Below are 21,054 nucleotides of genomic sequence, written 5' to 3' on the forward strand. Positions count from 1 at the left end.
GGGACGCTGTAGCACTTGATTTGGCATGACCCCCGAAAATCGAATCCGGGGGTCATGCGCTGTTACAGGCGGCGGCGCATGAAAAAACTGATCCTCGTCATTCTCGGGCTGACGCTGGCGACAGCCATGTTCGCCGCGCAAGCGGCGACGATGGTGCCGCCGGGCAACAGTCATGCCGAGCAGCCCAACATACCGGGCGCCTCAAGCCGGCGCACCCAGGCCACCAACACCACCTTCCAGGCAAAATACAGCAAGGTCTATGCGCTGCTGCAGCACGACGCCGGCCTGCGCGGCAAGATCAGCCAAGCGGCGGCGACCTATGGCATAGACCCGATGCATATCGTCGGCGCCATCGTCGGCGAGCACACCTACAATGTCGACGCCTACGACCGGCTGCAGACCTACTACGTCAAGGCGATCTCCTATCTGTCGAGCAAGCTGGCCTTCGCCTATGAAGGCGAGGACATCACCGATTTCGTGCAGCGGCCGCAATTCCAGGAATGCGCCGGCAAATCGGACAGTTACGCGCTCTGGGAGTGCCGCGAGCAGGTGTGGAACCAGTCCTTTCGCGGCAAGACTGTCGGCGGCGAGAGCTTCCCCGACGACCGCTTCGGCGCGACTTTCTTCCAACCTTATTATGCCGGCCAGACTTTTGGCCTCGGTCAGCTCAATCCGCTAACAGCGTTGCAGATGAGCGATCTCGTGCACGAGGTTTCCGGCCTGCCGAAGCTCGACGTCGGCGATCCCAACGCGGTCTACAAAACCATCATGGATCCGGACCTGACATTGGATTATGTCGCGGCGACGATCCGGAAATCGATCGATGCCTACCAGAGCATTGCCGGCTTCGACATATCGGGCAATCCCGGCATCACGTCGACACTCTACAATGTCGGCAATCCGGAACAGCGCGCCCATGCGCTGAAGGCCGAGAACGACAAGCGCCGCGCCGCGGGCGAACCGGAAAAGCTGCCCGAGGAAAATTACTACGGCTGGCTGGTCAACGACAAATTGCCGGAGCTGAAGGCGCTGTTTTAGATGCGCCACGAGACAGGAGAGCCTTTCCGAATTCGCTCCGCTGCGCCGTCCGCTGTGATTCATTGCCCTTGCGATCCGCCGCCGGGAAGCCGTGTATGGCTCACGCTGCCCACCGTCAGATTTGGCTCGGTGGATTTATCAAAAAATGATATAATCCGATAATCGGAGGGCTGACCTATGCCGTCAAGTTACAATATTGGCGCTCGCTATGAGACGCTGGTGCGCGAACTGGTGGGGAGCGGCCGCTATGCCAGCGCCAGTGAAGTTCTGCGCGATAGCTTGCGCCTGCTCGAGGAACGCGAGGCGCAGCGGAAAGCCAAGCTTGCCGCGCTTCGTGAGGATATTCGGGCCGGTGTCGAGAGCGGTCCCGGTATTCCAGCCGACGAGATTTTTGAAAGGTTGGAAGCCAAGTACAGCGACGGAAACCGCAAATAAATGGCGGTCATATTCGCCCCTGCTGCTGCGCAGGACATTGAGGAAATTGGCGACTATATTCACGCCGAAAACCCTGCAGCCGCGATGCGCTTTATAACGGCTCTCAGGGCGCGTTGTAGCCAGTTGCCGACGCACCGCACGGCGGCGTTCCCCGCCCTGCCCTGTGGTCCGGTCTGCGCTCCGTTGCTTTCCAGCGTTATGTGATTTTCTACACTGTTGAAGGCGCTGCCATACGCATCGTGCGAATTTTGCATGGCGCCCGCGACATCGAGGCCATTTTTGACGAAGGTGATAGCTGACAGGTCGAAAGTACTGCCGTCATTGGATATCGACGACAGCCGCGCCCTCAGATCACGCCGCCAGCAACGACTTCAGCTTGACCGTTTGCGAACCGAGCGCCTCAGGCGCCGGTTTTGCTCGCCTGGCGATCAGCATCTCGGCCAGCCTGATGTCGCGGGCGACCGTGTTGCCTGGGCCGATGCCGCTCGCCGCGACCAGCCTGCCGTCCTCGGCGAGGTGGAACAGGATGAAAGCGCCGTCGTCGAGGTCGCGTCGCACGACCTCGCTGCCCTCGTCCGACAGGCCTGATATCTGCAAGGTCAGGCCGTACTGATCCGACCAGAACCATGGCACCGCCGCGTGGGCCTCACCGGCGCCCAGCATGTTCCTTGCTGCAAGCGCGCCCTGCTCCTGCGCGTTGCGCCATGCTTCCAGCCGCACGCGCCGGCCGCCATAGACGGCAAGCGGAAACGAGCAGCAATCGCCGGCGGCGAAGATGTCCGGATCGCTGGTGCGAAGCTCGGCATCGACCGCTATGCCGTTGTCGATCGTCAGCCCCGCCTCCGCGGCAAGTCCGGTCACCGGCACCGCGCCGATGCCGATCACCGCCAGATCGGCGACGATGTCCTGCCCGCCGGCAAGCACGATGCGCACCTCGGCGCCGTCATCGGCAATGGCGGCGATGCCGTCGCCGCACAGGATTTTGACGCCTTCGGCTTCATGCGCCCGGTGGATGACCTGCGCGATCTCGGCCGGCACGCCGCGCATCAGAATGCGCGGCTGTACCTCGATGACGGTGACCGTTGCCTCCAGCCTGCGCGCCGCGGCGGCAAGTTCGAGACCGATGAAGCCGCCGCCAACGATGGCAATGCGATTTCCGACGCTGAGATGGGCGCGAATGGCCAGCGCGTCGTTGAAGGTCCGGAGATAGACACAGCGCGCGCCGAGGCCCGGCATCGGCAGCTTGCGCGGTAAGGAACCTGTCGCCAGCAACAACTTGTCGTAAGGTAGAGCCGAACCGTCCGACAGGTGCACGAGATGCGCCGCGCGGTCGATCGCCGCCGCCTGAACCGAATGGATATGCCGGATTGATCTCCCGGCCAGGACCTCGTCGCTGGCGATCGCCTTGATCTCGGGCGCATCGCTGGCCATCGCTTCTTTCGACAGCGGCGGCCGCTCATAAGGCAGATGCGGCTCGTCGCCGACCAGCGTCACCGACCCGTCATAGAAGAGATCGCGCAGCGCCAAGGCAGCCCGCCCGCCGCATTCGCCGGCGCCGATGATGACCATCCCTTTCGCCATCACCGTCACCCGATCTGAATGAGGATTTTGCCGGCGTCGAGCTTGACCGGGTATGTCCTGAGATTGACGCAGACCGGCGCGCCCCTGGCCGCCCCGGTCTTGTAGTTGAAGCGGCCATTGTGCTTCGGGCACTCGATGATGTCGTCCATCACCAGCCCGTCAGCCAGATGCACCTTCTCATGCGTGCACAAACCGTCCGTCGCGAAATATTCGTCGTCGGGGCTGCGATAGATGGCGAAGGTGCGGCCACCATGGTCGAACCGCATCACGTCCTCTTCGTCGATGTCTTCGGCGTCACAGGCCTCGACCCAGTCGCTCATTGGCCCTCCCGTTTGCTTGGTCAACTTGCCCGGCATGTTGCCTGGCATGGGCGCATATCATTCCGCTGCTGCCGCGACAGCATCGTTATCGTTGTGGAATTCCTCGCGATAGGGCTTGGCGGTCGACGGTAGTTCGCGCTTGAGGAAATAGTCCTCATTGCGCAGCTGGCGCAGGAAGGCAGGGATCATCTCGCGATAGCCGGCCAGGATCGACGGCGTCGGCGCCGGCAGGTCGTGCTTGATCAGCTCATGCAGCCTCGGCAGCGCGTGATAAGGCACCATCGGGAACATGTGGTGCTCCACGTGGTAGTTCATGTTCCAGTAGATGAAGCGGCTGATCGGGTTCATGTAGACCGTGCGGCTGTTGAGGCGATGGTCGATGACATTTTCGGCGAGGCCGCCATGCTGCAGCAGGCCGGTCATGACATGATGCCAGGCGCCGTAAAGCCTCGGCAGACCGACCAGCATCAACGGCAGGAACGAGCCGCTGTGAAGCGCCAGCGCGATGGTCGCGGCATAGATCGAGGTCCAGATGCGGGCGATGCGGATCGCCTTTGGCTGCTCCTGCTCCGGAATGAAGGTCTTTTCCGCCGGGCTGATGATACCGGCCGCATTGCGCACCATGTCGCTCATGGCATGCCAGGCATCGACAATGCCGAAGAAATTGAGCGCGACGCGCAACAGGTCCGGTGGGCGCATCACCGCGATCTCCGGATCGCGGCCGACGATGATCGTATCGGTATGGTGCCGCGTATGGCTCCAGCGCCAGGTCACCGGATTGCGCATGATCATGAAGCAGGCGATCTGATAGATCGCATCATTCATCCACTGCGTCCTGAATGCGGTGCCGTGACCGCATTCGTGCCAGCGTGAATCGGTGGAAGAGCCGTAGAGGACGCCATAGACGAAGAAGAACGGCACGCACCACCACGTTCCCCAGAACCAGGCGCCGCCGGCGCCGCTCAGGATCAGGGCCCCGAGCCAGATGATGGTGTCGCGGATCGCCGGCCCGTCGGAGCGCTGCATCAGCTCCTTCATCCGCTTTCGGGGCACGTCGGTGTGATACCACTCGGCCGCGGCCAGCCCGGTCTCGACGGCAAGCTTCGCGTCGCGGCCGAGCAGGCTGTAGTCTCGCCGGGACGGCATTGCGGATAGTGTCGCTTCCATTAAGGCTGCCTCCGTCGGCATCCGTCAGAACGGGTGCCTCTGCCACAGGTGCTTATGTCGTAAAATAACGCCAAGCCATGATAGGCTCAATATCATGAAGATAGTTTCTATCATTTCCCATCAGAATGATGTAGACTGCTTTGGCAAGCGAAGAGACAGCCATGGCAAAACGGCCGACCATCACCGATCTGGCGCGCGCCTCCGGCGTCAGCGTCGCCACCGTCGACCGGGTGCTGAACAGTCGCCTGCCGGTGCGCGAGGAAACCGCACGCCGCGTTTATGAGGCGGCAACCGAAATCGGCTATCACGCCGCCGGACTGATCAAGCAGCGGATGCGCCAGGAACTGCCGGAATATCGGCTCGGCTTTCTGCTGCTGAGGGGCAATGATGTTTTCTACAGCGATTTCGCGCGGGAGCTCGAACTGGCGGTTTCGCGATCGCAGCGCTTCCGCGGCGTCGCAACCATCGACTTCGCCAGTTCGCTGGCGCCCGACGAGATCGCCGCCCAGATGCGCAAGCTGGCGGCGAAATCCAGGGCCGTCGCCCTTGTCGGTCCGGACCATCCGACGCTGACGGCAGCCGTCGAGACCCTGAAGGCAAGGGGGCAACCCGTCTTCTCCCTGCTGTCCGACTTTGCCGCCGGCATCCGCGAAGGCTATGTCGGCCTCGACAACCGCAAGGTCGGCCGCACCGCGGCCTGGATGATCGCCAAGGCGGCGAAGAAACCCGGCAAGGTCGCCCTTTTTGTCGGCAGCCATCGCTTCCATGGCCATGAGCTACGCGAGATCGGCTTCAGATCATTCTTCCGCGAGCATGCGCCGGAATTCACGGTGCTGGAGACGCTGGTCAATCTAGAGGCCAACCAGGTGACCCATGATGCGATGATCGATCTTCTGGCGCGGTACCCGGATCTTGCCGGCTGCTACGTCGCCGGCGGCGGCATGGAAGGCGCGGTCTCGGCGCTCAGGGCAGCGAGGCCCGCAAATATGCCGGTGGTCGTCTGCAACGAGATCAACGCCGAGTCGCGCGCGGCGCTCGCCGACAACATCCTGACCATGGTGATTTCGACGCCGCTGGCAGCACTATGTCGTGAGCTTGTCGGACTGATGGCGCATGCCATCGAGGCAGGCGCTGCCAATGCGCCGGGCCAGACCTTCCTGCCCTTCGATATCTATCTACCGGAAAACATCTAGGTTCGGGCAAAACATGTGGGCTCAGACAATTCATCCAGGTTCAGATCGGGCACCACGATGCGTCGGCAATGATGTGAACCGTCAGCCTGATGGTTTCTTGCAGAAGATTTGCCGACCCTCAGCCGCGTTATCCGAAAATCCGTCATCCGATTTCGGAATCTCCTTGACGCCCCCACGCGGAATGGAATAAATATTTCACTGGATAGGTATTTTGGTTCTTTCGTTCCGGAACATCTGTTTCAAGCAGAGGGCTTGGCGTTCCAGTCGACGCGGAATCGCCATCGGGAGCGGAGATGGCAATCGGGAGAGATTCCCTGAGAAATCGGGGATTCCGGGTAGATCGGTGCAGCCGGACACCAATTCTGTGGAGGAGAAATAGAATGAAGAAATTGCTGTTGGGCGCCGCATTCCTGGCGCTGATGAGCTCGTCCGCCCTTGCTGCCAAGATCGGCGTGTCGATGGCGCTGTTCGACGACAATTTTCTCACCGTGCTGCGCAACGGCATGATTGAGCAGGCCAAGGGCATGGAGGGCGTGGAACTGCAGGTCGAGGACGCGCAGAACGACGTCGCCAAGCAGCTCGACCAGATCAAGAACTTCGTCGCCTCAGGCGTCGACGCGATCATCGTCAATCCGGTCGACACCTCAGCCACCCAGGCAATGTCGGACGCCGCGGCTGCGGCCAATGTTCCGCTGGTCTATGTCAACCGCGAGCCGGTCAATGTCGACACGCTGCCGGACAACCAGGCCTTCGTCGCTTCGAACGAGGTTGAGTCAGGCACTCTCGAAACCCAGGAAGTCTGCCGCCTGTTCAAGGAAGCCGGCAAGACCGAGGCCAATGTCTACGTGATCATGGGCGAGCTGTCGAACCAAGCCGCGGTGCAGCGCACCAAGGACATCGACGACGTGATCGCCACTCCGGAATGCAGCTTCATCAAGATCATCGACAAGCAGACGTCGAACTGGAAACGCGAGGAAGCGCAGAACCTGATGACCAACTGGCTGTCGACCGGCAAGCCGTTCGATGGCGTGATCGCCAACAATGACGAAAGCGCCATCGGTGCGATCCAGGCCATGAAGGCTGCCAACATCGACATGAAGTCGGTTGTCGTCGGCGGCGTGGACGCCACCCAGGACGCGCTTGCCGCGATGCAGGCGGGTGATCTCGACGTGACCGTGTTCCAGGATGCGGCCGGCCAGGGTGCCGGGGCGCTGGACGCGGCGCTCAAGCTTTCCAAGGGCGAGGCCGTTGAACAGAAGGTCTACATCCCCTTCCAGCTGGTCACGCCGGCAAACATCGACAAGTTCCTGCAGAAGAACTGAGGCAGAGGACCGTTTTTCGATAGGGAGCGGCGGCAGAGCATCGGACCTCTTGAGAATCCGGTGTTCGAAGAACAAAGAAACGCCGCTCCTCTTCCCCTCATCGCCTGTGGACAGACGGCGGGAGGGCGACTGCGATTAGAGCGGCGGGCGTCCATTTGGACGCACAAAGAACGCTCTAAAACTTTGAGGCTACGCATCGTGCTTTCCGAAAATCGATTCCGATTTTCGGGCCGATGCGGTCGGAGGAAGCAGATTTGGCACAGACAACCCATGGCGTCGGCGGACTGAGCTATGATGCGAAGAAGCGCACATGGCCTGCCGAATTCAACGTTTTCCTGGCGCTCATCATTCTCGTCGGCGCCTTCGAGCTGATAGGCCGGGTCTTTCTTGGCGACAGCTTCCTATTCAACACCCGCGCCAACGTCGATACGATCTTCAACGAGGCGCGCCTGCAGATAATCATCCTGCAGGTGTCGATCGTCGGCATCATCGCCATCGGCGTGACGCAGGTCATCATTTCCGGCGGCATCGATCTTTCCTCTGGTTCGGTCGTCGGCGCCACGGCGATGATCGCGATGAGCTTCGCCCAGGTGGCGACGGTCAACGGCAACCCTAACCCCAAGGCGATGTTCATCGAGCAGGGCTGGACCGACCTGCCGGTGATCGTGCCGGTGCTCGTAGCGATCGGTTGCGGCCTGCTGGCGGGCCTGATCAACGGCACGCTCGTCGCCTACACCCGCATTCCACCGTTCATCGCCACGCTCGGCATGATGGTCACCGCGCGCGGCGTCGCCAAATGGTGGTCCAAGGGGCAGCCGATCTCGTTCCCCACCGAAAGTTTTGCCGCCATCGGCAAGGGGCTCATGCCTGTCATCATCTTCATATCGCTGGCGATTTTGTTCCAGCTGATCCTGTCATACACCAGGTACGGCAAGCACTGCTATGCCATCGGCTCCAACGAGGACGCCGCCCGCATGTCCGGCATAAATGTCCAGAACCACAAGATCCTCGTCTTCGTCATTGCCGGCATCCTCGCCTCATTGGCCGCCGTAGTGCTGAGCTCCAAGAACCTCACGGCTCAGGCCGGCATGGGCGTGATGTACGAACTGGACGCGATCGCCATGGCTGTCATCGGCGGCGTCTCGCTGTCGGGCGGCCGCGGCTCGATCATCGGAACGGTGATCGGTGCGCTGATCTTCGGCGTCATCATCTCCGGCTTCACCTTCCTGCGCCTCGACGCCTACTACCAGGAGATGGTCAAGGGCGTGATCATCATCGGCGCAGTCGTTCTCGACCAGTGGCGGCAGCGCCTGCGGGCAATGAGGGCTTGATCATGTCAGACATCGTCCTGAAGACCGAAAACCTGACCAAATACTATGGCGGCGTGCATGCGCTGGAAAGCGCGAACTTCGAACTGCGCAAGGGCGAGCATGTCGCCATCATGGGTGACAACGGCGCCGGCAAATCGACCTTCGTGCGCCAGATCACGGCCGTCGAGCAGCGTACCAGCGGCAAGGTCTGGTTCGACGGCAAGGAAGTGAACTTCGCCGGCCCGATCGCAGCGCGCGAGGCGGGCATCGAAACGGTGTTCCAGAACCTTGCGCTCGCCGACGATCTCGACGTGCCGTCGAACCTGTTTCTCGGCCGCGAAAAGGTGCTTTTCAATCTCGGGCCTTTCTCGATCCTCGATCGGAAGTTCATGCGTAAGGCGACCGAGGCAGCGTTGATCCGCACGGCGGTCAAGATTCCCAACTTGTCCAACACCATCCGCCACATGTCGGGCGGCCAGCGCCAGTGCGTGGCGATCGCGAGAACCGCGACTTTTGCGTCCAAGCTCATCATCATGGACGAGCCGACGGCAGCACTTGGTGTGCAGGAGACGATGCAGGTCGAGAACATCATCCGCACGCTGAAAGCCAATGGCGAGCCGCTGATCCTGATCAGTCACAACATGCGCCAGGTGTTCGACCTTTGCGACCGCATCGTCGTGTTCCGCCGCGGCCGCATCGTCGCCAATCTGCGCAAGCAGGACACCGACGGCAACGATGTCGTCTCATACATCACCGGCGCCAAGACCGGGGAGGCAGAACTTGCCGCCTAGGGCGAATGCCGGCGCGGCGGGTCATCAACCCGCCGCCGATCAGCCGCAATAAGAAATCTACCGCGCCTTGCCCCGAACGGTGCAGTAAAGACGCACTTCCATTTCGAACAATCCTCAAAGGAAATCCCATGTCTCTCCGCTTCGCTCTTCTCGGTGCCGGCCGCATCGGCAAGGTCCACGCCCGTGCCGTCGGTTCCAATCCGCAGGCCAGGCTGGTCGCAGTTGCCGATGCCTTCGAGAAGGCGGCGACGGAGCTGGCGTCGGCCTATGGCGCGGAAGTACGCACTATCGAGGCCATCGAAAAAGCCGGGGATATCGATGCGGTCATCATCTGCACGCCGACCGACACCCATGCCGATCTGATTGAGCGGTTCGCCAAGGCCGGCAAGGCGATCTTCTGCGAGAAGCCGATCGATCTCGACGCTGGCAGAGTGGAAGAGTGTCTGGCCGTGGTCAACAAGGCCGGCGCCACATTGATGGTCGGCTTCAACCGCCGCTTCGATCCGCATTTCGCCGCCGTGCGCAAAGCGATCGACGACGGCGCCATCGGCACGGTCGAGATGGTCACCATCACGTCGCGTGATCCCGGCCCGCCGCCGCTCGATTATATCGGCCGCTCGGGCGGCATCTTCCGCGACATGACCATCCATGATTTCGACATGGCGCGCTTCCTGCTCGGCGAGGAGCCGGTGGCGGTCAGTGCCCATGCCTCGGTGCTGGTCGACAAAAAAATCGGCGAGGCCGGTGATTTCGACAGCGTCAGCGTCATTCTCGAAACCGCATCCGGCAAGCAGTGCATCATCTCCAATTCACGCCGTGCCACCTATGGCTACGACCAGCGCATCGAGGTGCATGGCTCGAAAGGCATGGTTGCGGCCGAGAACCAGCGACCAGTATCGATCGAACTGGCCAATGAGAAAGGCTACACGCGCCCGCCGCTGCACGACTTCTTCATGACCCGCTATCTCGACGCCTATGCCAACGAGATCACCGCCTTCATCGCGGCGGCGACATCAGGCAAGAAGGCGGCGCCGAGCGGCAAGGACGGGCTCGTCGCGCTGAGGCTTGCGGACGCAGCGCTGAAATCGGCTAGCGAAGGCAAGACCATTCGCCTCGACAAGACCATCTGAATATCAAGACAGGAGCAAGGCGATGAACGGTTCCGTCGGTCGCAATTCAGAAACACGCGCCATCGTCACCGGCGGCGCGCAGGGCATCGGCTTCGCCGTCGCCGAGACGCTGGCCGACGAGGGCTGCCGCGCTCTGGCGCTGGTCGGCCGTTCCAGGGAAAAGGGCGACAAGGCGGTCGCCGCGCTCGGGAAAAACGGCGTCGACGCCATCTTCATCAGCGCGGACGTCTCGGTGGTGGCCGACTGCAAGCGGGTCGTTGAAACAGCGATCGCTCATTTCGGCACCGTCAATTCGCTGGTCAACGCCGCCGCAACCTCGGCCCGCGGCTCACTGGTCGAGACCTCCGAGGAAACATTCGACCAGATATTCCAGACCAATGTGCGCGGCCCCTTCTTCCTGATGCAGGGTGTGGTGGCACACCTGCTCGACCGCAAGGCGCCTGGCTCGATCGTCAATGTGCTGTCGATGTCGGCGCATTGTGGCCAGTCGTTCCTGGCGCCCTATTCGTCGAGCAAGGGCGCACTGGCGACGCTGACCAAGAATGTCGCCAATGCCTACCGCAGCAATCGCATCCGCTGCAACGCCGTGCTGCCCGGCTGGATGGACACCGAGGGCGAGGCGATCGTGCAGAAGAAATGGCACGACGCGCCGGACGACTGGCTGGAAAAGGCCGAGGCCGCGCTGCCGATGGGCCAGTTGGTGAAGCCGGACCAACTTGCCCGGCTGATCAGCTATATGGTCAGCCCGCAATCAGGCGTCATGACCGGATCGCTGGTCGACTACGACCAGAATATTGCAGGGTCGTCGCCGGAGTAGCACCATCTGAGCGTGACAAACGCCGCGGCTTCCGATATAGGGGCGCGCATGATCCACCTGACCGCCTCGTTCTGGTACTTTAGCTACGGCAGCTCGCTGGCGGCGGGAGGATTACGCTCGATCTGAAGATTGCAGCAACAACATCCGAACAGCCGCCAGACCTGGCGGCTTTTTTGTTTCAGCCGGCAGGTCTCCCAACCAGGAGCAGAAAGCCGTGTTGACCACCACCGACGATCTTCGGGTCAAGGAAATAAGGGAATTGAGTACGCCGGACCAGGTGATGCGGGAGATACCGCGCACGCTGACGGCGACGCGCACCGTTGCCGCGTCGCGCAACGCCATCCACGCCGTGCTGACCGGCGCCGATGACCGGCTGGTCGTCGTCGTCGGCCCCTGTTCGATCCACGACCCGGCCGCCGCCGTCGACTACGCCAGCCGTCTGGCGGGGCTGCGCGAGAGCCTGTCGGACCGGCTGGAGATCGTGATGCGCGTGTATTTCGAGAAGCCGCGCACGACTGTCGGCTGGAAGGGCCTGATCAACGATCCTGACCTGGACGGCAGCTTCAACATCGACAAAGGACTGAGACTGGCCCGCAACGTGCTCTCCGCGGTCAACAATCTCGGCCTTCCGGCGGGGACCGAATTCCTCGACATGGCGACCCCACAGTACATTGCCGACCTCGTCGCCTGGGGCGCGATCGGCGCGCGCACGACAGAGAGCCAGATCCATCGCGAACTTGCATCCGGCCTGTCCTGCCCGGTCGGCTTCAAGAACGGCACCGATGGTAATTTGCGGATCGCCGCCGAAGCGGTGAAATCCGCCGCCCAGCCGCATCATTTCATGGCGGTGACAAAGGGCGGGCGCAGCGCCATCGCGACGACCTCCGGCAACGAGGACTGCCACATCATCCTGCGCGGCGGCATCGTGCCGAACTATGACGCGACGAGCATAGCTGCCGCCTGCGCGGAACTCGGCCGGATCGGCGTAGCGCCACGGCTGATGATCGATGTCAGCCACGCCAACAGCAACAAGAACCCGGAGAACCAGCCGATGGTGGCAGCTGACGTGGCGGGCCAGGTCGCGGCAGGCGATGAGCGCATCATCGGCGTCATGATCGAGAGCAACCTCGTCGCCGGCCGGCAGGACATCATGCCCGGCAAGCCGCTGGTCTATGGCCAGAGCATCACCGACGGCTGCATCGACTGGGCAACCACCGAGACGGTGCTGCACGGCCTTGCCGACGCCGTCGCGCGGCGCCGGTCAGCGCGACGCGCGACAATGGCGAGCCGGCCGGGCGCCGCTTGACGCGGTTGGCACGGAATTTGCGGCGGTTGCTACCTTGCTGCTTGGCTTGAAAGGCCGGCGCCGCCCCTCATTGCCCTGCCGGGCTTTTCTCCCCGTATAGTGACGGGGAGAAAGACGCCGTTATCGACGGTTTCGCCGGCGACAGCGTTGCAGGAAGGGCGCCGAGGGGGCGGTCAGCTTCTTTCTCCCCGTTTACGGGGAGAAATGCCCGGCAGGGCAATAAGGGGCGGCGTCAATATCGACAATTGGCACTCTCCAACACAGGCTCTCCCCTGCCCTGGCATGGGTGGCGTGGAGGCTAGGATCGCAGGGCTACGGTCGTTACCTCACATCCATCCAGCGCTGTTCCTCGAATGAGCGCGCCATGGCATGCACGGTGCGCTCGATCTCAAGTCCTTCGTCGAAATCGATGATCCGCGCCGGCCTGCCGGCCAGCCGCGTCAAAAGCTCGCGGCATTCGATGATCTTGAGGTCGTTGAAGCCGAGACCGTGACCGGGTGCCGGCAGGAAGGCGTCGTAGGGCTTGTGATGCGGCGCCACCAGGATGGTGCGATAGCCTTGCTCGGTCGGCCGGTCGGCGGTGAGATAGAGCTGGAACTCGTTCATCCGCTCCTGATCGTACAGGATCGAGCCCTTCGAGCCGAAGATCTGGATGGCGATGCGGCCCTTGCGGCCCCAGGCCGAACGATTGACCAACAGCGTGCCGGCAATGCCGTTTTCGAGATGCATCAGCACGCTGGCGATGTCGTAGGTCTCGACCGCGCGACGCCCGCCTGATGCGACGCGGCGATCGGCATAGGGTTTTGCCATGTCGCACATGACGCGGGCGACGCGGCCGAACAGCACCGAGACCAGCGACAGCGGATGCACGGCGAAATCGTCGAGCGCGCCGTAACCGGACGCCGCCTCGTGCTTCCAGAAGAACAGCGCCTCCGGATCGGCCATGAAATCCTCGTCCATCTCGATGCGCAGATGATTGACTTCGCCGATGATCTTCTCGTCAAGCAGCGCACCGATATGGCGGATGGCGGGGTTCTGGATGTAGTTGTAGCCGAGAGCGGCCACCTTGCCGGATTTTTGCGCCGCCGCCGCCATGGCTTGCGCTTCGGCAAAACTCGGCGCCATCGGCTTTTCGCACCACAGATGCTTGCCGGCTTCGAGGACGGCGATGGCCATTTCCGGGTGGAACTGGTTGGGCGTGGTCAGCGAGACGATATCGACATCCGGATCATCGACGACGGCGCGCCAGTCGCCGGAGGCCTTGGCGAAGCCGAATTCGCTGGCACGGCGTTTGGCAAGCTCCTCGTCGACCTCGCCGAGATGGACCAGCCTTGGCTTGGCCACGTCGGGGAAGACGGTGCCGACCGCGTTCCAGGCGATGGCGTGACACTTGCCCATGAAGCCTGTGCCGATAAGACCGACTCCGACCATTTCCCTTTGTCTCCGCTGTCAGGACGATTTGTGTGGATGAATTAGTCCATTTTAACCAGAAATGGAACGCATGCCTCATTTTTTATGGCCTTCTTGCACAGGCTCGCTATGATTGGGCACACACGGCATCGACTGATGAGCCTGGGCGGAGCGACGATGGACGAACGGGTGCCCCGCGATTTCGAGACGCTGCGTACGACGATCCTGGAACGGCGCCATAGCCTGCCCAAGCGCATCGCGCAGATCGCTGCCTATGCGCTCGACAATCCCGACGACATTGCCTTCGGCACCGCCGCCAGCATTGCCGCCTCCGCCGGTGTCCAGCCTTCGACCCTGATCCGCTTCGCCCAGCAGCTCGGTTTCGACGGCTTCACAAGCCTGCAGCTGGTGTTTCGCGAACGCCTGCGAGAACGCAATTCGTCCTATGACGAAAGACTGGCGGCATTGCGCGCCAAGGCCGAGGAAGGCGCTGGTCACCGGGCGATTTTCGACGGCTTCGTCGCCGCGGCCAGCACCTCGCTCAACGATATTTCAGGCAGGTTGAACGAAGACCATTTCGAAGATGCGATAGCCTTGCTGGCAAAGGCGGAGACCATCTATGTGCTGGCCAAGCGCCGTTCCTATCCGGTCGCCTCCTACATCGCCTATGCGCTCGGCAAGCTCAAGATCCGCAACCAGCTGATCGAATCGGCCGCCGGCCTCAACGCCGAGATGATCAGCTTTGCCTCGCCCAGGGATGCCGTCATCGCCATCAGTTTCTCACCCTATGCCCCGGCGGCCATCGAGGAGGCGCGTGTCATTTCCGAGCAAGGCGTGCCGATCGTGGCGATCACCGACAGTTCCTTTTCGCCGCTCGCCCAGTTCGCCAAAGTCTGGTTCGAGGTCGCCGAGGCCGATTTCGCCGGCTTCCGCTCGCTGTCGGCAACGATGGCGCTGGCCATGGCGCTGACCGTTGCGGTTGGCGAAAAGCGCCGCGATGCGGGCAGGAAGCGCAAGGCTTAGGCGGCCATCGCGCCAGCACTTTTCAGCAAAGGAATGTGCGTTCCATGTTGACTATGGATTGGAATTATTATTTCATATTGTCGGCGCCACGCTGCCGCTCGCGCGTGTTACCCAAACAATGTGTTACCAAGACAACAAGGCTGATGGAGGTTCGAATGGGCGAAGCCGTGGACGCGAAACATGCGCCGCTCGACGTTATCACCATTGGCCGCGCCTCCGTCGACCTCTACGGCCAGCAGATCGGCTCGCGCCTGGAGGACATCACCTCGTTTGCCAAGTCGGTCGGCGGCTGTCCGGCCAACATTTCGGTCGGCACGGCGAGGCTCGGCCTGCGCTCGGCGCTGCTCACCCGCGTCGGCAACGAGCAGATGGGCCGTTTCATCCGCGAGCAGCTGACACGCGAGGGCGTTTCCGTGGCCGGCCTCAGGACCGACCCGGACCGGCTGACCGCGCTGGTGCTGCTGTCGGTCGAGGACGAAGGCGTCTCGCCGATGATCTTCTACCGCTCCGACTGCGCTGACATGGCGCTTTCGGAAGACGATATCGATGAAGCGTTCATTGCTTCGGCGCGTGCCATTGTCGTCACCGGAACGCATTTTTCGCGGCCCAACAGCGACGCCGCGCAGCGCAAGGCGATCCGCGCCATCAAGGCCAAAGGCGGCAAGATGGTGTTCGACATCGACTACCGCCCTAATCTCTGGGGTCTCGCCGGCCATGCCGAAGGCTTCGAGCGCTACGTGAAATCCGACCGGGTCTCCGCCCAGCTGAAGTCGGTTCTGCCCGACTGCGACCTGATCGTCGGCACCGAAGAAGAGATCATGATCGCTTCCGGTGCGGATGATTGCCTGAGCGCGTTGAAGACCATCCGCTCGCTGTCCAAGGCCACGATCGTCTTGAAGCGCGGCGCCATGGGCTGCATCGTCTATGACGGACCGATCAGCGACGATCTCGAAGACGGCATTGTCGGCAAGGGCTTTCCGATCGAGGTCTATAATGTGCTCGGCGCCGGCGACGCCTTCATGTCGGGCTTCCTGCGCGGCTGGCTCGGCGAGGAAAGCCTGGAGACGGCGGCGACCTGGGCCAATGCCTGCGGCGCCTTCGCCGTGTCGCGGCTGCTCTGCGCGCCGGAATACCCGACTTTTGAGGAATTGCAGTTCTTCCTGAAGAACGGCAGCAGGCACCTAGCGCTTCGCAAGGACGAGGCAATCAACCATATCCATTGGGCGACGACGCGCCGGCGCGATATTCCCTCGCTGATGGCGCTGGCCTGCGACCATCGAATCCAGCTTGACGATGTCGCCGCGAAAGCCGGCGCCGATCCGTCGCGCATCCATGATTTCAAGGTGCTGACGGTTAAAGCGGCGGCAAGGGTCGCCGCCGGCCGTGCCGGCTACGGCATGCTGCTCGACGAGAAATACGGCCGCGAGGCGATGTTCGAATTCGCCCGCCATCCTTTCGCCTGGCTTGGCCGGCCAGTCGAATTGCCCGGATCTCGGCCGCTTCGTTTCGAATTCTCGCAGGATATCGGCTCGCAATTGATCGAGTGGCCGGTCGACCATTGCATCAAATGCCTGTCCTTCTATCACCCGGACGACCCCGAGGCGCTAAAGACCGAGCAGCAGCAGAAGCTCAAAAGCCTGTTCGAGGCCGCGCGGAAAGTGGGCAGAGAACTTCTCATCGAGATCATCGCCGGCAAGCACGGCAAGCTCGATGACACGACGATCCCGCGCGCACTCGAGGAACTCTACGCGCTTGGTATCAAGCCCGACTGGTGGAAGCTCGAACCGCAGGCTTCAGCCGGGGCTTGGGCAAAGATCGAAGCGGTGATCCTGAAGAACGATCCATGGTGCCGCGGGGTTGTGCTGCTCGGCCTGGAAGCGCCGCAGGACGAACTGGAAGCTGCCTTTGCCGCCACCGCCAACGCGCCGATCGTCAAGGGCTTCGCCGTCGGCCGCACCATCTTCATCAACGCAGCCGAACAGTGGCTTGCGGGCAAGATGTCGGACGAGGAGGCGGTGGCTGACATGGCGTCGCGCTTCGAGAGGCTGACCGAGGCATGGCTTGCCGCGCGCGGCCGCAAAGCAGCATAAGAAGGCGCGGCATAAGGACTGCGGAGGAAAACACCATGACCAAGACAATCCGCCTGACGATGGCGCAGGCGCTGACGTGGTTTCTTGCTCGCCAGATGACCGAGATCGACGGCAAGAAAATGCCGATCTTCGGCGGCGTCTGGGCGATCTTCGGCCATGGCAATGTCGCCGGCATCGGCGAGGCGCTTTATCAGGTGCGCGACGAATTGCCGACCTTCCGCGCCCATAACGAGCAGGCGATGGCGCATGCGGCGATCGCCTATGCCAAGGCCAATTTCCGTCGCCGCTTCATGGCGGCGACCAGCTCGATCGGCCCCGGAGCACTCAACATGGTGACCGCGGCGGCACTTGCGCATGTAAACAGGTTGCCCGTCCTGTTTCTGCCCGGCGACGTCTTCGCCAATCGCATCCCCGACCCTGTCCTGCAGCAGGCAGAGGATTTCTCCGACGGTACGGCGACGGTCAATGACTGCTTCCGACCGGTGTCGCGCTATTTCGACCGCATCACCCGGCCCGAGCAGATCATCCCGGCGCTCAACCGTGCGATGCAGGTGCTGACCGATCCGGCCGAATGCGGACCGGTGACCTTGGCGCTCTGCCAGGACGTGCAGGCCGAGGCCTTTGATTACCCCGAGAGCTTCTTTGCCGAACGGGTCTGGACCCAGCGCCGACCGCGTCCGGACCGTGGGGAGTTGGCCGCCGCCGTGGCGGCGCTGAAGGGGGCGACTAAGCCATTGGTGATTGCCGGCGGCGGCGTGCTTTATTCGCAGGCTTCCGGCGAATTGGGGAAGCTGGTGCAAGGCGCCGGCATCCCGGTCTGTGAGACGCAGGGCGGCAAATCTTCGCTGCCGGACGATCATCCGCTCAACATGGCGGCGGTCGGCGTCACCGGCACTTCGGCGGCCAACCGGCTGGCTGAAGAAGCCGACGTCGTGCTTGCCGTCGGCACCAGGCTGCAGGATTTCACCACCGGCTCGTGGGCGCTGTTCAAGAATTCCGGCAAGACCATCATCGGGCTGAACGTCCAGCCTTTCGACGCGGGAAAACACCAGGCGCTGCCGCTGGTCGCAGACGCGGCGGAAGGGATCGCCGAGCTCGGCGCGGCGCTGAACGGCTGGAAGGCGCCGGCTGCCTGGACCGACAATGCGGCCAAGGGCAAGAGGGACTGGCAGGCCGATGCCGGCAAGGTGACGGCGTCGACCAATGCCGCCTATCCGTCCGACGCGCAGGTGATCGGCGCCGTGCAGCGCGCCATGGGCTCCGGCGTGATACTGCTTCATGCCGCCGGCGGCCTGCCCGGCGAGTTGCACAAGCTCTGGCAAGCCGGCGCGCCCGGCTCCTACCACGCCGAATACGGCTTCTCGACCATGGGCTACGAGATCGCAGGCGGGCTCGGCGTCAAGATGGCCAAGCCCGACGAGGAGGTCGTCGTCATGATCGGCGACGGCTCCTATCTGATGCTCAATTCCGAGATCGCAACATCGGTGATGCTTGGCCTCAAGCTGACCATCGTGCTGCTCGACAACAAAGGCTATGGCTGCATCAACCGGCTGCAGATGGCAACCGGCGGCGCCAACTTCAACAATCTGCTGAAGGACGCACGCCACGAGATTTTGCCCGATATCGACTTTGCCGCGCATGCGGCAAGCCTGGGTGCCATCGCCGAGAAGGTTTCGTCGATCGCCGGGCTGGAAACGGCGCTGGCGCAAGCAAAGAAGAATACAAGGACCACCGTGCTGGTTATCGACACCGATCCGTTGGTTTCGACCGAGGCCGGTGGAAGCTGGTGGGATGTTGCCGTGCCGGAAGTCTCGACACGACCGCAAGTGAACGCGGCGCGCCGAGCCTATGATGAAAAGCGGCAGATGCAGAAGATTGGAGATTGATGTCGGCGCTGCCCCTCACCCTTACCCTCTCCCCGTAAGGACGGGGAGAGGGGGTCGCAAACGTTGACGTTTGTCCCTTCTCCCCGTCCTTACGGGGAGAAGGTGCCGGCAGGCGGATGAGGGGCAGCGCTGACATCCAAGTTTAAGAAAATTGGAGTGACGACTTGAAAGCCAAACTGGGCATGTCCCCCATTGCATGGTGGAACGACGATCTTGCGGAACTCAGCGATGACGTGTCGCTGGAGGAGTGCTTGGCGCAATCGCGCTCGGCGGGCTTCACCGGCATGGAGATGGGCCGCCGTTTTCCCAGCGATCCTGATATCATGCTGCCGATCCTGAAAGAGGCCGACGTGACGCTTTGCGGCGGCTGGTTCTCCGGTACGCTGGTCGATGAAGACATGGCCAGGAATAAGGATCGCATCCAGCCGATGATCGAGCTGTTCAAGGCGGTGAACGCGCCCTGCATCGTCTATGGCGAGGTCGGCCGCTCCATCCAGGGCGACCGCTCGAAGCCGCTCGCTACCAAGCCCAGGCTTTCCGACGATGAGATGAAGGCCTATGCGAGGCGCCTCACCGAGTTCGGCGAATGGTGCGCCGAGCAGGGCATGCCGCTGTCCTATCACCATCATATGGCGGCGGTGGTCGAGACGGAGCCGGAGCTCGATGCTTTCATGCGCTATTCGGGAGAAGGCATCCCGTTGCTGCTCGATGCCGGCCACCTGGCCTTTGCCGGCGGTGACGTGCTGCGCGCCATCGACAACCATCACCAACGCATCAACCACGTGCATGTGAAGGACGTGCGCATGGAAGTGATCGAGAAACTTGACCGCCAGAAGCAATCCTTCCTCGACGCCGTGGCGCTCGGCGCCTTCACGGTGCCGGGAGACGGCTCACTGGATTTTGGCGCCATCGTGGAAAGGCTGGCGAACTACGGCTATGAAGGCTGGTTCGTCGTCGAGGCCGAGCAGGACCCGAAGAAGAATCCGCCGCTCAAGATGGCGCAAGTCGGCTACAAGGAATTGATGCGGGTGATGATTGCTGCCGGCTACACGGTTGAAACACAGGGCTTCCTCAATGCTTGAATGCAATAGTCCCGGCGACGGGCTGATCCGATGGGGGGCTGATCCGATGTGGGGGCTGATCCGATGAAGGACTCCGAGCATCCGTTCTTCCGGCCCTTGTGGCGGCGCGTTGCAATCGTCGCGGTCTGCCTTGGCTGGGCCGTGGTCGAGTTTGCCACCGGCGCGCCGTTCTGGGGCACGGTCGCGCTCGGCTTCGCCGGCTATGCCGTCTGGCAGTTCTTCTATCTCTACAAGCCGGCCGACGGCGGCAAGGATTCGGCCGATACCGAACCAAAGGAATGAAGCGCGATGTCGAAACTGCTGGTTAAAGCCGATAAGGGCCATGGCCGCGTCGCCCATGTGACGCCGCAAAATGCCGGCTGGACCTATGTCGGTTTCGATCTGCATCGGCTGCGGCCGGGCGAAACAGCCTCCGGACAAACCGCGAACCGTGAAGTCTGCCTGGTGTTCGTCACCGGCAAGGGCAAGGCGACGGCGGGTGGCAAGGATCTCGGCCTGCTCGGCGAACGCATGTCGCCCTTCGAAGGCAAGCCGTGGTCGATCTATGTGCCGCAGGGCTCTGACTGGTCGGTGAGCGCCGACACCGATCTCGAACTCGCGGTCTGCTCGGCGCCGGGGCTTGGCGGCGGTCTGCCGGTCCGCATCATTGCGCCGAAAGAACTGGGCCAGGAGGTTCGCGGCAAGGGCACCAACACGCGCTATGTCACCAACATCCTGCCGGAAGGCAAGCCGGCCGACTCGTTGCTGGTGGTCGAGGTCATCACGCCTGGCGGCCACACGTCGAGCTATCCGCCGCACAAGCATGACCAGGACAATCTGCCGGCCGAATCCTATCTCGAGGAGACCTACTACCACCGGCTCAACCCGCCGCAGGGCTTTGCCTTCCAGCGCGTCTACACCGATGCCGATCGGAATGGCGCGCGTTCGCTCGACGAGACGATGGCGATCGAGGACGGCGATGTCGTGCTGGTGCCAAAGGGCTACCATCCTTGCGCCGCCTGCCATGGCTACGACCTCTACTACCTCAACGTCATGGCGGGGCCGAAGCGGACGTGGAAATTTCACAACGCGCCCGAGCACGAATGGCTGATGAAGGCCTGATCGCGCTGCCCGTCCGGGTCGGCAAACTGGCCCAAGGCGAAAAAATCGTCGG

At 62.5% G+C, this 21,054-nt stretch carries 19 protein-coding genes and 1 pseudogene; 16 read left to right on the forward strand and 4 right to left on the reverse strand.

The features are described 5' to 3' along the window. Positions 1–78: 78 nt before the first annotated feature. The 3 genes and pseudogenes from AC0L25_RS04065 to AC0L25_RS04075 all read left to right on the forward strand — a co-directional run bounded on the left by AC0L25_RS04065 (position 79) and on the right by AC0L25_RS04075 (position 1,772). Complete coding sequence (locus AC0L25_RS04065; RefSeq protein ID WP_473594295.1) at positions 79–1,038, forward strand: DUF1402 family protein; 960 nt, start codon at positions 79–81, stop codon at positions 1,036–1,038. A gap of 177 nt (positions 1,039–1,215) precedes the next feature. Next, a complete protein-coding gene (locus AC0L25_RS04070; RefSeq protein WP_473594296.1) occupies positions 1,216–1,473 on the forward strand; it encodes a type II toxin-antitoxin system ParD family antitoxin in 258 nt (85 codons plus the stop codon). Beyond that, positions 1,474–1,772 (forward strand): annotated as a pseudogene (locus AC0L25_RS04075) (type II toxin-antitoxin system RelE/ParE family toxin). It abuts the gene before it with no gap. 52 nt (positions 1,773–1,824) lie between these two features. On the opposite strand, the gene AC0L25_RS04080 reads toward AC0L25_RS04075, so the two are convergent. From AC0L25_RS04080 to AC0L25_RS04090, 3 genes are read right to left on the reverse strand one after another with little or no spacing between them, the layout of a single operon-like run. After that, a complete protein-coding gene (locus AC0L25_RS04080) occupies positions 1,825–3,054 on the reverse strand; it encodes an NAD(P)/FAD-dependent oxidoreductase (RefSeq protein ID WP_473594297.1) in 1,230 nt (409 codons plus the stop codon). Positions 3,055–3,059: 5 nt separating this feature from the next. After that, entirely contained in the window at positions 3,060–3,374 is a 315-nt protein-coding gene (locus AC0L25_RS04085; protein WP_095494023.1) for a Rieske (2Fe-2S) protein, read from the reverse strand. A gap of 57 nt (positions 3,375–3,431) precedes the next feature. Then, positions 3,432–4,541: a fatty acid desaturase family protein gene (locus tag AC0L25_RS04090; protein ID WP_473594298.1), complete on the reverse strand. Its 1,110-nt coding sequence runs from the start codon at positions 4,539–4,541 to the stop codon at positions 3,432–3,434. A gap of 161 nt (positions 4,542–4,702) precedes the next feature. Between AC0L25_RS04090 and AC0L25_RS04095 the strand changes: the two genes are divergently transcribed. The 7 genes from AC0L25_RS04095 to AC0L25_RS04125 all read left to right on the forward strand — a co-directional run bounded on the left by AC0L25_RS04095 (position 4,703) and on the right by AC0L25_RS04125 (position 12,410). After that, complete coding sequence (locus AC0L25_RS04095) at positions 4,703–5,734, forward strand: LacI family DNA-binding transcriptional regulator (protein WP_473594299.1); 1,032 nt, start codon at positions 4,703–4,705, stop codon at positions 5,732–5,734. Positions 5,735–6,114: 380 nt separating this feature from the next. Next, entirely contained in the window at positions 6,115–7,056 is a 942-nt protein-coding gene (locus AC0L25_RS04100) for a sugar ABC transporter substrate-binding protein (RefSeq protein ID WP_473594300.1), read from the forward strand. Positions 7,057–7,310: 254 nt separating this feature from the next. Continuing rightward, a complete protein-coding gene (locus AC0L25_RS04105; protein ID WP_065011676.1) occupies positions 7,311–8,387 on the forward strand; it encodes an ABC transporter permease in 1,077 nt (358 codons plus the stop codon). Positions 8,388–8,389: 2 nt separating this feature from the next. After that, positions 8,390–9,157: an ATP-binding cassette domain-containing protein gene (locus AC0L25_RS04110; RefSeq protein WP_352959703.1), complete on the forward strand. Its 768-nt coding sequence runs from the start codon at positions 8,390–8,392 to the stop codon at positions 9,155–9,157. Between the two features lie 128 nt (positions 9,158–9,285). After that, positions 9,286–10,287 carry an inositol 2-dehydrogenase gene (gene iolG, locus AC0L25_RS04115; protein WP_473594301.1) on the forward strand — a complete coding sequence of 334 codons (1,002 nt, stop codon included), beginning with the start codon at positions 9,286–9,288 and terminating at the stop codon, positions 10,285–10,287. Positions 10,288–10,309: 22 nt separating this feature from the next. After that, on the forward strand, positions 10,310–11,104 hold the full coding sequence (locus AC0L25_RS04120; protein ID WP_473594302.1) for an SDR family oxidoreductase: 795 nt from the start codon (positions 10,310–10,312) through the stop codon (positions 11,102–11,104). A 214-nt stretch (positions 11,105–11,318) separates the two neighbouring features. Next, the gene (locus AC0L25_RS04125; protein WP_473594303.1) at positions 11,319–12,410 is read left to right on the forward strand and encodes a 3-deoxy-7-phosphoheptulonate synthase; all 1,092 of its coding nucleotides are present in this window, start codon (positions 11,319–11,321) and stop codon (positions 12,408–12,410) included. 321 nt (positions 12,411–12,731) lie between these two features. On the opposite strand, the gene AC0L25_RS04130 is transcribed toward AC0L25_RS04125, so the two are convergent. Next, entirely contained in the window at positions 12,732–13,841 is a 1,110-nt protein-coding gene (locus tag AC0L25_RS04130; RefSeq protein ID WP_473594304.1) for a Gfo/Idh/MocA family protein, read from the reverse strand. Between the two features lie 156 nt (positions 13,842–13,997). Between AC0L25_RS04130 and AC0L25_RS04135 the strand changes: the two genes are divergently transcribed. The 6 genes from AC0L25_RS04135 to iolB all read left to right on the forward strand — a co-directional run bounded on the left by AC0L25_RS04135 (position 13,998) and on the right by iolB (position 21,002). Beyond that, positions 13,998–14,843 (forward strand): MurR/RpiR family transcriptional regulator, encoded by an 846-nt coding sequence (locus AC0L25_RS04135; protein WP_165848405.1) that lies wholly within the window; start codon positions 13,998–14,000, stop codon positions 14,841–14,843. Positions 14,844–14,998: 155 nt separating this feature from the next. Then, complete coding sequence (locus tag AC0L25_RS04140) at positions 14,999–16,933, forward strand: bifunctional 5-dehydro-2-deoxygluconokinase/5-dehydro-2-deoxyphosphogluconate aldolase (protein ID WP_473594305.1); 1,935 nt, start codon at positions 14,999–15,001, stop codon at positions 16,931–16,933. Positions 16,934–16,968: 35 nt separating this feature from the next. Further along, complete coding sequence (iolD, locus tag AC0L25_RS04145) at positions 16,969–18,819, forward strand: 3D-(3,5/4)-trihydroxycyclohexane-1,2-dione acylhydrolase (decyclizing) (protein ID WP_473594306.1); 1,851 nt, start codon at positions 16,969–16,971, stop codon at positions 18,817–18,819. Positions 18,820–18,983: 164 nt separating this feature from the next. Further along, a complete protein-coding gene (iolE, locus tag AC0L25_RS04150) occupies positions 18,984–19,901 on the forward strand; it encodes a myo-inosose-2 dehydratase (RefSeq protein WP_473594307.1) in 918 nt (305 codons plus the stop codon). A gap of 63 nt (positions 19,902–19,964) precedes the next feature. After that, a complete protein-coding gene (locus AC0L25_RS04155) occupies positions 19,965–20,183 on the forward strand; it encodes a DUF3329 domain-containing protein (protein WP_473594308.1) in 219 nt (72 codons plus the stop codon). A 6-nt stretch (positions 20,184–20,189) separates the two neighbouring features. Beyond that, a complete protein-coding gene (iolB, locus tag AC0L25_RS04160) occupies positions 20,190–21,002 on the forward strand; it encodes a 5-deoxy-glucuronate isomerase (RefSeq protein ID WP_473594309.1) in 813 nt (270 codons plus the stop codon). The last annotated feature ends 52 nt before the right edge of the window (positions 21,003–21,054 follow it).

Source organism: Mesorhizobium sp. WSM4813 (assembly GCF_055811555.1).

Coding starts and splice junctions, on each gene's coding strand:
- AC0L25_RS04100 (WP_473594300.1), top strand. CDS start 6,115: ATGAAGAAATTGCTGTTGGGCGCCGCATTCCTGGCGCTGATGAGCTCG.
- AC0L25_RS04065 (WP_473594295.1), top strand. CDS start 79: ATGAAAAAACTGATCCTCGTCATTCTCGGGCTGACGCTGGCGACAGCC.
- AC0L25_RS04110 (WP_352959703.1), top strand. CDS start 8,390: ATGTCAGACATCGTCCTGAAGACCGAAAACCTGACCAAATACTATGGC.
- AC0L25_RS04095 (WP_473594299.1), top strand. CDS start 4,703: ATGGCAAAACGGCCGACCATCACCGATCTGGCGCGCGCCTCCGGCGTC.
- AC0L25_RS04085 (WP_095494023.1), bottom strand. CDS start 3,374: ATGAGCGACTGGGTCGAGGCCTGTGACGCCGAAGACATCGACGAAGAG.
- AC0L25_RS04120 (WP_473594302.1), top strand. CDS start 10,310: ATGAACGGTTCCGTCGGTCGCAATTCAGAAACACGCGCCATCGTCACC.
- AC0L25_RS04130 (WP_473594304.1), bottom strand. CDS start 13,841: ATGGTCGGAGTCGGTCTTATCGGCACAGGCTTCATGGGCAAGTGTCAC.
- AC0L25_RS04090 (WP_473594298.1), bottom strand. CDS start 4,541: ATGGAAGCGACACTATCCGCAATGCCGTCCCGGCGAGACTACAGCCTG.
- iolB (WP_473594309.1), top strand. CDS start 20,190: ATGTCGAAACTGCTGGTTAAAGCCGATAAGGGCCATGGCCGCGTCGCC.
- iolD (WP_473594306.1), top strand. CDS start 16,969: ATGACCAAGACAATCCGCCTGACGATGGCGCAGGCGCTGACGTGGTTT.
- AC0L25_RS04155 (WP_473594308.1), top strand. CDS start 19,965: ATGAAGGACTCCGAGCATCCGTTCTTCCGGCCCTTGTGGCGGCGCGTT.
- AC0L25_RS04080 (WP_473594297.1), bottom strand. CDS start 3,054: ATGGCGAAAGGGATGGTCATCATCGGCGCCGGCGAATGCGGCGGGCGG.
- AC0L25_RS04135 (WP_165848405.1), top strand. CDS start 13,998: ATGGACGAACGGGTGCCCCGCGATTTCGAGACGCTGCGTACGACGATC.
- iolG (WP_473594301.1), top strand. CDS start 9,286: ATGTCTCTCCGCTTCGCTCTTCTCGGTGCCGGCCGCATCGGCAAGGTC.
- AC0L25_RS04070 (WP_473594296.1), top strand. CDS start 1,216: ATGCCGTCAAGTTACAATATTGGCGCTCGCTATGAGACGCTGGTGCGC.
- AC0L25_RS04140 (WP_473594305.1), top strand. CDS start 14,999: ATGGGCGAAGCCGTGGACGCGAAACATGCGCCGCTCGACGTTATCACC.